This is a genomic window from Paenibacillus sp. FSL L8-0502, assembly GCF_038593055.1.
GTDB lineage: Bacteria > Bacillota > Bacilli > Paenibacillales > Paenibacillaceae > Paenibacillus > Paenibacillus polymyxa_D.
The window spans coordinates 2,222,023-2,234,586 of the sequence record NZ_CP151958.1 but is presented as its reverse complement, the minus strand read 5'-3'; the positions used below and the strand labels follow the sequence as shown (position 1 = coordinate 2,234,586).

13 protein-coding genes are annotated in these 12,564 nt (G+C 45.0%); all 13 read right to left on the bottom strand.

All coding sequences use genetic code 11. The features are described 5' to 3' along the window. Nucleotides 1-221: 221 nt before the first annotated feature. A complete protein-coding gene (locus tag NSQ57_RS10160; protein WP_342425966.1) occupies nt 222-971 on the bottom strand; it encodes a RecX family transcriptional regulator in 750 nt (249 codons plus the stop codon). Nucleotides 972-1,166: 195 nt separating this feature from the next. Then, complete coding sequence (recA, locus tag NSQ57_RS10155) at nt 1,167-2,228, bottom strand: recombinase RecA (protein ID WP_023988239.1); 1,062 nt, start codon at nt 2,226-2,228, stop codon at nt 1,167-1,169. A 242-nt stretch (nt 2,229-2,470) separates the two neighbouring features. Then, on the bottom strand, nt 2,471-3,739 hold the full coding sequence (locus tag NSQ57_RS10150) for a competence/damage-inducible protein A (protein WP_039273576.1): 1,269 nt from the start codon (nt 3,737-3,739) through the stop codon (nt 2,471-2,473). A gap of 95 nt (nt 3,740-3,834) precedes the next feature. Then, the gene (pgsA, locus tag NSQ57_RS10145; RefSeq protein WP_013309954.1) at nt 3,835-4,422 is read right to left on the bottom strand and encodes a CDP-diacylglycerol--glycerol-3-phosphate 3-phosphatidyltransferase; all 588 of its coding nucleotides are present in this window, start codon (nt 4,420-4,422) and stop codon (nt 3,835-3,837) included. A gap of 209 nt (nt 4,423-4,631) precedes the next feature. Then, nucleotides 4,632-5,123 (bottom strand): YajQ family cyclic di-GMP-binding protein, encoded by a 492-nt coding sequence (locus NSQ57_RS10140; protein ID WP_025722076.1) that lies wholly within the window; start codon nt 5,121-5,123, stop codon nt 4,632-4,634. 144 nt (nt 5,124-5,267) lie between these two features. Then, nucleotides 5,268-5,432: a hypothetical protein gene (locus tag NSQ57_RS10135; protein WP_023988236.1), complete on the bottom strand. Its 165-nt coding sequence runs from the start codon at nt 5,430-5,432 to the stop codon at nt 5,268-5,270. An 84-nt stretch (nt 5,433-5,516) separates the two neighbouring features. After that, nucleotides 5,517-6,617, bottom strand: coding sequence for a RodZ domain-containing protein (locus tag NSQ57_RS10130; protein WP_342425965.1), 1,101 nt, complete (start codon nt 6,615-6,617; stop codon nt 5,517-5,519). Nucleotides 6,618-6,647: 30 nt separating this feature from the next. Continuing rightward, entirely contained in the window at nt 6,648-7,421 is a 774-nt protein-coding gene (locus NSQ57_RS10125) for a DUF3388 domain-containing protein (protein WP_013370747.1), read from the bottom strand. A gap of 227 nt (nt 7,422-7,648) precedes the next feature. After that, the gene (locus tag NSQ57_RS10120; protein WP_013309950.1) at nt 7,649-7,903 is read right to left on the bottom strand and encodes a DUF3243 domain-containing protein; all 255 of its coding nucleotides are present in this window, start codon (nt 7,901-7,903) and stop codon (nt 7,649-7,651) included. 101 nt (nt 7,904-8,004) lie between these two features. Then, nucleotides 8,005-8,772 carry a 3-oxoacyl-ACP reductase FabG gene (fabG, locus tag NSQ57_RS10115; protein WP_029517039.1) on the bottom strand — a complete coding sequence of 256 codons (768 nt, stop codon included), beginning with the start codon at nt 8,770-8,772 and terminating at the stop codon, nt 8,005-8,007. Nucleotides 8,773-8,792: 20 nt separating this feature from the next. Then, complete coding sequence (locus tag NSQ57_RS10110) at nt 8,793-10,073, bottom strand: pitrilysin family protein (RefSeq protein WP_165147547.1); 1,281 nt, start codon at nt 10,071-10,073, stop codon at nt 8,793-8,795. Nucleotides 10,074-10,075: 2 nt separating this feature from the next. Continuing rightward, on the bottom strand, nt 10,076-11,356 hold the full coding sequence (locus tag NSQ57_RS10105) for a pitrilysin family protein (RefSeq protein WP_029517037.1): 1,281 nt from the start codon (nt 11,354-11,356) through the stop codon (nt 10,076-10,078). A gap of 160 nt (nt 11,357-11,516) precedes the next feature. Continuing rightward, on the bottom strand, nt 11,517-12,368 hold the full coding sequence (gene sleB, locus NSQ57_RS10100; protein ID WP_342425964.1) for a spore cortex-lytic enzyme: 852 nt from the start codon (nt 12,366-12,368) through the stop codon (nt 11,517-11,519). Between the last annotated feature and the right edge of the window lie 196 nt (nt 12,369-12,564).

Genomic DNA, 12,564 nt, shown 5'->3' with positions numbered 1-12,564 from the left:
GCATCACTTGTTATTTGGCGATGAGAACTCACCGGTGGATTCCGCTTTTTTGGAAGGAAAAAGGGCGTTCCACAAGTATCGTTTCATATATATTTTATTATTTGACAAATGGCATTGTCAAGGGAATGCAAACATTAGTAGAGTACCATGCAGCTTTCCATGTAATAACTAGCTCATCCTATCCGTTCATACTAGCCCAAGGTTCAGCAGCCGTTTGGCAATTATTCCTCCCACTGCAACAATTCCTCGTCATCTGAAGCAGCGTCATGCTCGGCCGCAGTGAGATGATTGACCACTCGGCGTGTCATATCCCCCGAATATCCGCGTCTCATGAGAAAAGGGTAGGTTTTCCTTTTTTTCTCCATTATATCACCACGTACCTGATTCCATTTCTTACGTCCGATCGTCAAAGCACTCTCCCACTCCTCATTATCGGTGATTTCACCTAACGCTTCCCCAATAGAGGCTTTAGAGATGCCTTTCTGACGGAGTTCTTGCCTAACCCACATCTTCCCCTTACGTTGGCTAGTTATACGCTGCCTTGCCCATTGGCGGGCGTACAAATCATCATCCACGAGTTGCTCCCTTTCCAGTCGGACCATTACTTCGTCAATAACAGACTGATCCAGTTCTTTTTGCACCAAACGCTGGGCAATTTCCTGACGTGTGCGAGGCTTTCGCCCCAAATATCGAAGCGCGAGTACATAGGCCTGTTGCTTTTCATCTGCCAGAACAATATCTTCCAGTTCTTTTTTGACGAATAACGTTCCTTTGAACATATTGTACTTGATCATTACATCTTCTAATACAGACAGTGAATACGGGCCAAAATGAATGATATAGCGTCCACGTTTGCGTCCCTGTCCCTGCTCTACCCTAGTAATCATCAATTCCTCATGATCCGGAAAAAGAGAAATTTCTTGTTGCTTATTTGCTTCCGCAGAATATTCATCTTCATCGTCCAACTGCAATATATTTCCCTCACTTTGAAATTCACGAAAGCAGTCTTTGGACAACTGCTACGCAAAAGTTAGATTCCGCTGATAAAGCAGCTTTAATTGATGCAAAAATGCCCTGCACAACTGTGCAGGGCATCAGAATCATGCTATTCAACCGGATTGTGCCATAACCCTGGCTCCAGTTCACAAATCAGGATTCACCAAGCTTTATTCAAGCTCCAACAATTCCTGTTCTTCCTTGGCTTGCTGTGCCAACTCTTCTTCTGTAGGCGGAGCAACCGTCGTAATCAAATTGCTTGCCACCCGAATTTTTTGCTCGATCGTACTAGCAATGTTCGGATTTTCCTTCAAAAATTGCTTCGCATTCTCACGTCCCTGACCAAGGCGCTCACCTTCGTAGGAATACCAAGCTCCACTCTTGTCGACAATGTCATGCTCCGTACCGATATCGATCAAGCTACCTTCTTTGGAAATGCCCTCACCGTACATAATGTCCACTTCAGCCTGACGGAATGGAGGGGCAACTTTATTCTTCACGACTTTAATACGTGTGCGGTTACCCACAATGTCGTTACCCATTTTCAAACTTTCAATACGACGAACATCCAAACGTACCGTAGAGTAAAACTTCAAGGCACGTCCACCTGGTGTTGTTTCAGGGTTACCGAACATAACACCTACTTTTTCACGTAGCTGGTTAATAAAAATAGCAATAGTTTTCGATTTGTTAATGGCTCCAGACAGCTTACGCAATGCCTGCGACATCAGACGTGCTTGAAGACCGACGTGGGAATCTCCCATTTCGCCTTCAATCTCTGCCTTCGGCACAAGTGCCGCTACGGAGTCAACAACTACAATGTCTACTGCTCCACTACGTACAAGGGCTTCGGCAATCTCAAGCGCCTGCTCTCCTGTATCTGGTTGCGATAGTAACAACTCATCAATATTGACACCCAGCTTGCTTGCATACGACGGATCAAGCGCATGCTCGGCGTCGATAAAGGCGGCTTGTCCGCCTGTTTTTTGCACCTCTGCGATAGCGTGAAGAGCTACTGTCGTTTTACCGGATGATTCCGGTCCGTATATTTCAATAACCCGGCCTCTTGGAAAGCCGCCCGTTCCTAACGCAATATCCAAAGCAATCGAACCACTGGGGATCGTTTCCACTTGCATGTGGGTAGACTCACCCAACTTCATAATGGAACCTTTACCAAATTGCTTTTCTATTTGACGGAGCGCCATATCCAGCGCAGCACGACGATCTGACAATAAACTCACATCCTTCATTGTTTGTACTTTAATAATACCTTGTTTTGACACGCTTGCCAAGCATTTTTTCGAACATACATTCGTTTTTTTTATTCACACAGCTCTCTTCTGTAATTACACCTGTCTCTTAAAACAAAAAAAGAACCGCTGGCAAAAGGCTTTGCAACGGTTCTTCCGATAAGGTGATTATATCATGAATATCTATCTAAAACAACTCTACGACCCACACTGTACATAGATGATTAAGAGAGTTTCTCGTTCTCTACCAGCCTGCGCCACAATCTGTACAGAATCGCTTTGACTGATCGCAGTCGGATTGTTTCGCGGTTACCACTCAGTCTCAGTTCATGTACTTCCGTTTCCTTGTCGCGTTCAGCAATGCCAATATACACTAGACCGACTGGCTTCCGTTCGGAATACCCAGGCCCGGCTACACCAGTAACTGAAAGTCCAAAATCGCTGTCCATGATCATTCTCGCCTGCTCTGCAAGCACAAGGGCCACTTCCTTACTCACTGCACCTGGCGCTTGATCCCCTTCCAAATAATCACAAGGCACGTTGAGTAATTTCATCTTCATTTCATTGGAATAGCACACGATGCCACCTTGAAACATAGTAGCACTGCCAGGTATAGAAGTGAGGTGTTCCATCAGCATTCCACCTGTACAGCTTTCTGCCGCACTCACAGTGAGTCCGCGATTGGCCATTAGATCTACGATAACCTTCTCCAGCGTAACATCTTCGCTTGCATACATAAATTCCGAAAGACGCTGCTGAATTTCTACTTCCGTAGCCGTCAGCTTAATCAATGCTTCACTTTCGCTGGCCGCCTTGGTGGATATACGGATCGTGACTTCCCCTTCCTTGGCATAAGGAGCAATCGTGGGGTCTGTCTGGGATTGGATCAGATCTAACAAACGGGTTTCAAGAGCTGACTCACCAATCCCTGCAAATTTTAGCATTTTTGAATAAATTGGCATTTCCTCACCGCTCAATGCCTGCTGAAGCAACCAAGGTTTGGCCTGGTTTGCAAACATCGGTTTGAGTTCCTTAGGAGGTCCAGGCAAAACTACATAAAATTTACCATCCTGTGCAATTGCGTCGCCCACAGCTAGCCCTGTCTCATTTTCAAGCGGAGTAGCACCTTCAATAGAAAGCGCCTGCCGGCGGTTATTTTCGGTCATTTCTACCCCACGGTTACGAAAAAATTGATCTAGCTTGTCCATTGCAAGACGATCTATGTGCAATTTTCGCCCCAATACAGACGCTATCGCATCTTTCGTCAAATCATCCTGGGTCGGTCCCAGACCGCCAGAAAATAAAATAATATCCGCACGCTTCTGAGCAATTCTTATGGCTTCCTGAAGCCGATCTATGTTATCGCCAACCACAGTCTGAAAATATACATCGATTCCAATTGTAGCCAACTCTTGTGACAAATATTGAGCATTTGTATTCACTATTTGTCCGAGCAATAACTCTGTTCCTACCGCAATTATTTCAGCTTTCATCAATTCTTCCTCCTGTACTGCGAATATGATGGGAATTATATAAAGAAACAGCAATAAGTTTAGTCCCTATTGCTGTTTCCATAAAATTTATACTGTTAAACCTTGGAGGAGCTCAGCAAATGGATATTTTTCACGAAATAATCAATACCCGAATAAATGGTGATCAACACCGCTGCCCATATCGCTATTAAATCAAACGGTATACCAAGAAAAACAAACGGGAAATTATTAATGAGCAGCGCTACTATAGCAACAATCTGAATGATCGTCTTTAATTTGCCCCAATTGCTTGCAGCAACCACAGACCCATCCAGCAAGGCAATCTGACGCAGCCCCGTAACCGCAAACTCACGGCTAACAATCACAACAACAATCCACGAATCAATTTTCCCCATTTCTACCAAGGAAACCAAAATGGCGGTTACCAAAAGCTTATCAGCAAGGGGGTCCAACAGCTTGCCCAAATTGGTGACCATATTATTTTTACGTGCCAAATACCCGTCAAGACCGTCCGTGCTGGCTGCTACAAGGAAAATGATAGCCGCAATCAGCTGATTATACGGCAGCTTGAAAGCTCCGATCTCAATCGGTGGCGGATAAAAATCAAAGTCCACCAGCAAAGCCAGCATCATCACCGGGATAAGGCAAATCCGCGTTATTGTAATTCTGTTGGGTAAATTCACAACACACTCTCCCCTGATTATCGTACTTGATTACAAATGGCAGTTTTCGGATTAAATTCAACCCTATGTAAATCGCTTTCGGCGAGCGCTATACACCTGAATTGTCTGCATTTTCGTTACAAGTATAATATGGCACAAAACGCATGTCAAAATAACCTGCCGCACATCAAGCAACGTTTTTCCTGCAAAATATATGAGGGAAAACGTCTTTATTTCATGTTTGTAAATTGAAGCTCCAATGGCAAATCAGCTTTACGTAGCAATTGAATGATCGCCTGTAAATCATCCCTGTTTTTCCCGGTAACCCGGATTTGATCACCTTGAATCTGACTTTTAACTTTTAGCTTGGAGTCCCGAATAAGAATGTTAATTTTCTTGGCATTCTCCTGATCAATTCCCTGCTTCAGCGAAAGACGCTGACGCACTGAACCTAGAGAAGCGGGTTCCAATTTGCCATACTCCACATTTTTGAGAGACAGACCTCGTTTGGCCATTTTAGATTGCAAAATATCAATCACCGCATTCAGCTTGTATTCGTCTTCCGATGCAATCGTAAGAGCTTCTTTCTCAAGCTTGAGGCTACTTTTGCTATCCTTGAAATCAAATCGTGTTTCAATTTCACGCTCCGTCTGATGAACCGCATTTGTTAACTCCTGCATATCCATTTTGGAGACGATATCAAATGAATTTTCTGAAGCCATCGTTTCACTTTCCTTTCCACAACAAAGTTCAATATCTAATTATAGGCTAGTCATTTACAAAAATCCAATAATCGGTTGACTAAAAAGGCGTTCTTGCCAGTTTTCCTGACAAAAACGCCTTTATTTCATTTACGGTCAAAATATCTAATTATGGCTTCGTGTTGGAGTTCGGAACATATCCAAAAGTCCAAGCACAATGTGAGCAAGACCAAAGCCCAGTATGCCATAGCCCCATGCATTCGGTGTCAGATAATAGCCCAGTAAACTGACAATTATACCGAGCCCAGTCACAATCCAGCTGACGGTCATAACGTATACACCTCACTTTGCGGAAAATGAAATGACTGCCTTTCCAGGAATTACAGTCATTAGTATTTCCTCGCACCAAGGCGTTTATTCACCATTAGTAGTTGTAGAATCTGTACCACTTTGTGCTGAATCCGTACTGCTACCTGTCGTAGAATCTGCAGGTAAACCCGTCACCCCTGCACTCGTTCCGGTCGAAGAGGCTTCTCCTTGCTGTATCAGTACACGAGTAGTCGATTTATTATCTGTTATCGGTTGACCTGCTACGGAAATATCTGTGGCAGAAGACCGCCCTGATTTGATATATAAACCTTCTGGACCAATATCGAAAGACATGGCATCTCCACTTTTAGTCATACCATAACTCAGCTTTTCTCCACGGGAATTTTCTCCCTTGTACACTTCAAGCCAGCTTTCACCCGTAGCTTTAATATCAACCTTGGCTGTGGCTCCCGTTGCACTGGAAACTTTAAAAATCGTCGTCTTGCCTTGCTTGCCGTCCTGTGCCACAGTTACACCTTGTTGTGGAGTAGTCGTATCCGGCTGTTGTCCAGTATTTGGAGTAGTAGCATCCGTATTCCCCGTACCATTTGGCTGAGTTTGCCCGGTTTGCCCCGCACCAGGAGTCTGCCCACCAGCACCATTTGGAGCCGTCGTTTGACCATTGTTCGGCTGTGTCGTAGTGGTATCAGGAGTAGACGTGTTTGGTGTTGTACTCGGTGTTGTACTTGGTGTTGTATTTGGTGTTGTACTTGGTGTAGTAATCGGTGTTGTGTTTTCTGCTGTTTTTGGAGTTGAATGGTTGTTGCTCACCCAATAAGCATAAATAACCCCAACAATGAGAACTAGAAAAAGCCACATTAACGCTGTAGGCAACCATTTAAGATTACCAATCGTGGCGGGACGGCTGGAGCGTTTCTGTGTAACAGGCTCCATGACTGCTTCCGGTTCAGGTTCAGGCACATTGCTTTGATGCCCTTCCAGAATCTCATCAGGATTCAACCCGACCGTTTCAGCGTATGTTTTAATAAAAGCTCTGACATAAAAGCTTCCCGGCAGCACTTTGTAATCGCCCGTCTCAATGGCTTCCAGATAACGTTTGCGTATCTTCGTCATTTCCTGAACATCGTCAAGGCTCAATCCTTTTTGCAGCCGGGCCTCCTTTAATTGCTGACCCAGTTCTGACATGTCATCATCTCCTTGTGTAATTACGCTTATTTAAAGATCTTCTGTATAACTGGCTGTAAAGGTATCATAAATAATTTCCTCAGCCGGATTATTGCGAAGTTCAATAATGATATTGAAATCGTCAAAGCTGTATCCCGACTCACGTACAAATACATCAGGATGCTCAATCACTTTAGTACTTGGCATGCTCATAATTTCCTGAAGCAGGTGATAATGTCTTTCATTTGACCGAATTGTACTCACAATACCATCAATAATAAACACATTGTTTGGGTTCATTTCTTCTTCAGAGAGCTGACTGCGTACCGTCTGTCGTAGTAGCGTCGAAGATACAAAAGTCCAACGCTTCATTGCGCATACACTACTGGCAATAATGGATTCCGTTTTGCCCACACGTGGCATCCCGCGAAGACCGATTACCTGATTGCCGTCCCTCTTTAATACTTCACCCAAAAAATCGACCAGCAACCCAAGCTCATCGCGTGTAAAGCGAAATGTTTTACGATCATCCGAATCCCGATCGATGTAACGGCCATGTCTTACTGCCAATATATCAACCAGTCTCGGAGCACGTAAGGCCGTGACTGTAATGTTGCTCGCTTTTTTTAACGTGTCTCCGAGAATACGTATCTTCTCATCATCGTCTGTTTCAAGCAACATCCCCCGTCTTTCACCTTCAACACCGTTGATCGTCAGTATATTAACCCCCAGAATACCAAGCATGGAAGCAATGTCTCCCAGCAGTCCGGGTCGATTTTTATGTATCTTGTACTCCATGTACCACTGTTTCGTTTCTTCCGTCACGTTAGCACCTCATTCACATTCAAACCGTCAACAACTCCAAATCAAAGCATTATTGTATCATAAAATAACATCTTTCGACAAAACCAATTATTGAAATTTGATAGGCTGCATTGTGTTGTAAGCCTCAATCACGTTTATGATATATAAATTACAATGGAATTACAAGAACAGCTCTGTAACCATTACAGAAAAGCCCCCAAAAGGGAGCTTTTCATGTTGGTTCTTACTTATGCGTTGCTCTTGGCCAATTTAACCATTAGCCGGGCGATGGTGTGACGCTCGTCCTCATCGGCAACTCCCCACAGTTCTTTCAATGCGCGGTTGGAGTGGTTGGCTGGATCGACCTTCTCATCCAGAAAATCACCGATTTCATAAGCAAGCTCTGAAATGGTATCTTGGCTGATTCCCAGCTTCTCCGCTTGCTCTACACGCTGACCGAGGAACTTTTTCCAAACATCAAAATTCTGAACAACTGTTGACATACTTAAATCCTCCTTAGATGATTCAGATTTAAATCAACAGTTGTAATATGCTCTTCTCAGACGCTTACTATACTGGTGGATTCCTCCAAGCGCTATTTCCCTTAAGTCACCCATCCTCCGTTAGGACTTATGACCTGGCCATTAATATAACCTGACTCAGGAAGCGCAAGAAAATAAACCAGGGATGATATCTCATCAGGTCGAGCCAATCGTCCGGCAGGAATTTCTTCTTCCAAACTGGTAATTTCGCCTTCATCTAAATGATCCAGCATCGACGTATTCACTGCACCTGGAGCTACTGCATTCACTGTCACCCCGGAAGGTGCTACTTCTTGAGCCAGCGCTTTAGTGAAAGCGTTAATGCCTCCCTTCGTGGTGGAATACAACACCTCGCACGAAGCGCCACATATCCCCCACACGGAGGAAACATTCACAATGCGGCCATAGCGTTGGGAAATCATATGTGGCATAAAAACCTGCGTACACAGAAAGGTTCCCTTAACATTGACTGCCATCACTTCGTCCCATTCCTCTTCCGAAACATCTGTCAACAGCCCATAATGAGATAATCCGGCGTTGTTCACAAGAATATCCGGCTTCATCCCGTGATTATCCAGCTTTTCCCGCATGCGTTCGATCTGCTCCTTGCTCCGCAGATCCGCTGACACGGTCATAACCTTGCCCGAATAAGCCATGCAACGACGGGCAACTTCATTTGCTTTTTCATGGGACTTCATGTAGTGAATGACCACATTCATCCCTACAGCTGCAAAACGCTCAGCAATAGCCGCACCAATTCCGCCACTCGCTCCTGTGATCAGCACAGTTGTATCGCCAATCGCTTTTAATTCTCCGCCCTCAGTGGTCATCGTTTCCCTCTCCCTGGACATTACGGACTCACCACTAGTGATATTGCGAGTTGATCCCACTGGATATGATCTTTCAGACGGCGATTTACATCCTCAAGCGTAATACTTTCATAAACCGGAAGCAGTTGGAAAAAATCACTGCCCCGGAAGCGATGTCTTGTAAATTCATGCGCAATATTTTCTGGTGAATTGAGTGTACGCAGATAACCACCGATTTTCTTTTTGCGTGCCCGTTCAAAATGTTCTGCTGCGAAGCCCTGCTTCTGGATGGACTCCACCTCTTCACGTATTCTCGCCAACAGCCGATCCGGGTCTTTGGTATCTCCACCGATTGCGGAAAATGCATATTGCTGCGTACTATTGTACTCATGGCCAAAACTGTCCGAAATCAGATCCTCATCGTAGAGCTTTTGATACAGTTGTGTACTGGAACCAAATAGGAGATCAAGCATCAGCTTGGTTTCCAGATCATGACGAAGCAATTCTTCACCCGTTAAACCTACTTCTGCCTCCTTGAATCCAAACAGTAGCTTTGGCAGAGAAACGGCCAGCTTCACCTCACGACGTGGTTCTGCAACTGTAGTGGGTTCATCGTCGAAAATCCGCTCAATCTCTCCCTGCGGCTTATAGTCCTTTTTGGCCTGATTGTTACGTACCAGCTCTATTACTTCAGCTGGATCCACTCCTCCCACTACAAAAAGAATCATATTGCTTGGGTGGTAGAAAGCTTCATAGCAACTGTACAGCGTTTCCTTTGTAATCGTACTGATGGATTGAATCGTACCTGCGATATCAATATGCACCGGATGGACCTTGTACAACGCCTCGATCAGACCAAAGTAACTCCGCCAATCGGGGTTATCTTCATACATATTGATTTCCTGGCCAATAATGCCTTTTTCCTTCTCTACATTTTCATCTGTAAAGTAAGGATGTTGAACAAAATTGACCAGCGTGGTCAAATTTTCTTGAATACGCTCAGTTGCCGAAAACAGATATACGGTTTGATCAAAGCTCGTAAATGCGTTCGCCGATGCACCATTAGAGGAAAAGGTAGCAAAAATATCTCCTTCAGGCTCTTCAAACATTTTATGCTCCAAAAAATGGGCTATGCCATCCGGCACCTTTACGGGCTGTTGACCTTCTACGCGGAAATGATTATCAACCGAGCCGTATTTAGTCGCAAATGTGGCGTACGTCTTCTGAAAACCCGGTTTGGGCAACACATAAACGTGTAAGCCGTTATCCATTACTTCATAGTACAGCGTTTCCTGCAAATGCTCATAAGGTATATGCTCCACCGTTATTCCCCTTTCTGGTCTCTCAAGAAATAAATAGTGTCCAGTCGGAACGTCCGGGCGGCATCCTGAACATCCTGCACCTTGACTGCCTCCACCTGACTCAGCAGCTCATCTACCGTCCGCTCTTTACCGGAAAGCTGTCTGTTAAAATCATAGGCGATCATCTCAAAAGCGGAATCCTGCATCTCCTTCAGCAAGTTGCGAATCATCGCCTGCGTTTGGGTCATTTCCAGCTCAGTAATCGCTCCGTTTTGCGTATCTTCCAGTTGCTTGCGGATAATAGTAACCGCTTTTTCATAATTAGGAATTTCAATACCAGATTGAATCGTACCAATCCCTTTATGCCCGTCATATCGCGATGAAGCGTAATACGCCAAACTTTCCTTTTCCCTTACATTAACGAACAGCTTTGAATGCGGATACCCGCCCAGAATGCCATTGTACATCAGAGCGGATGCATAGCGATCGTCACCATACGTAATAGGGGTCCGCAATCCCATGTTGAGCTTGCCCTGGTTCACATCAAGACGCTCTACAACAGTTTGAACATCACGCTCTACCGACTTGGGCTGTTCCGGAACATACCCTGCTTCCGCTGAACGGTTCAATTGAAAATAGCGATCAACAAACTTCTCAACTTCTTCTAGCGTCGTATCTCCCACAACGTATAAATCCATGCTGGCATGATTCAGCCATTCTCCATAAGCCTCATACAAGCTCTGTGCATCTATACTGTCCAGATCAGATCGTTGACCAAGAGGGTGCAGACGATAAGGCTCATCTTTGCACATTTCCTCCATGCAGCGCTCACCAGCATAACGTATTTTATCGTTAACTATAGATTCCAGCTTCTTGCGCACATTTTCTCGTTCCTGCTGAACGTATCCAGTTTGAAATGCATCATTTTCCAATGCAGGCTTCGTCAGCACTTCTCCAAGGAAAGCAAACGAACGATCCAGCAAACTATCCGGACTGTTTACAAAGCTGTCATTAATCGTATCCATGCGAAATTGCACGATCTGATAATCTCCACGTTTATACACATCGAATCCGAAACCTGCGCCATACAATTGCTCTAACTGTTCTCTGAATTGTGTAGTCTGCGGATACGATTCTGTACCCCGGCGCAGAACGAAAGGTACCAGCCCCACTCGAGTTACGGTTTCCTCCCGTAGCGGAGTGCCTACATACAATGATATAGCAAACGTCTTAAAGCGCTTGGTTGGCAGTACATGAATCCTCAGTTGTCTGCGTGTGCCACGCTCGAAACCTGTTTTGTTCAAGTCCAAAACTCCTTTGTGACGTCAATTGGCGTCTAGCCTTTGATTAGCATTAGCTGCTGTAAATCGTCCTCCTGTAAAGAGGTAAAGTGTACCAATCTTTATTCTAACCATGCAAAAGCCAAGAAGCAACCGGAGACAAGCTCCCGGCTGCTTCGGCGTTTTACATGCAAAAAATATGTTCCCCGATGGTTTTCACCTGCGGACGGGTCCAAATCCATTTGGAGGTGGCTGTTTTTGGGTTAAAATAATAGAGACATCCTCCGCTTGGGTCCCAGCCGTTCAGCGCCTGTCGTACTGCCTTCTGTGCAGTTTCATTCGGCGTAAGCCAGATTTGTCCGTCTGCTACAGCTGTAAAGGCCCCCGGCTGGAAAACCACCCCAGATGGTGTATTTGGAAAACTAGGTGACTTAACCCTGTTCAAAATAACCGCTGCCACGGCAACCTGCCCTTCAAAGGGCTCGCCACGGGATTCACCGTAGACCGCATTAGCCAAAATCTTAAGATCGTTTGCAGATAGTCCCATGGTGTTGGCCGATCCCATCGTTTCATCTTTTTGATCCGCTTTATCATTATTGTCCGCTGTGTGTCCCTGAGCGGAACCTTGATTGTTACGATGCATAGGAGTCTCCGTTGGCTTCCAGTTAGGGGTAGCATTCACCAGCTTTAATTTCGTCTTTGCTCCGACCACTCCATCGGGACGGATACCAAATTCCTTTTGAAAACCTTTAACAGCTTTTAGTGTACTGCTGCCAAAATGGCTGTCCACTTTCCCGCCAAAAAAGCCCAGCAACTTCAAACGTGATTGCAACTCATATACATCCTGACCGTAAGATCCAAAATCAACCGCTCCCGAGCTGAATGTCGGCTCGGATGGTTGCGCCGCTTGTACTTTCTGCTGTGTGTTGAGCGACTCTGTTTGCTGCTGTGCAGAGTCATTTTTAAAAAGTCCTGTGTACGTAATAGCCGAGGCTGCGAGGATACCCGTGCAAATCCAGACCATTGTCTTTTTCATATGCTGCGCTCTACCTTTCTTTTGTGGGATTAACAGGATGGCTACGTTTATTATGACAAGCTCCGCTTAAAGCTATTCACCCTTTTAATCTTCTTTCAGCAGGTAGTCGCCACACCTCAAAAAAACATCACAAAAAAACGCTGTTTGTACACTTGGAGTTGTCATTTTAGAACAACTACCTTGCGAACGAACAGCG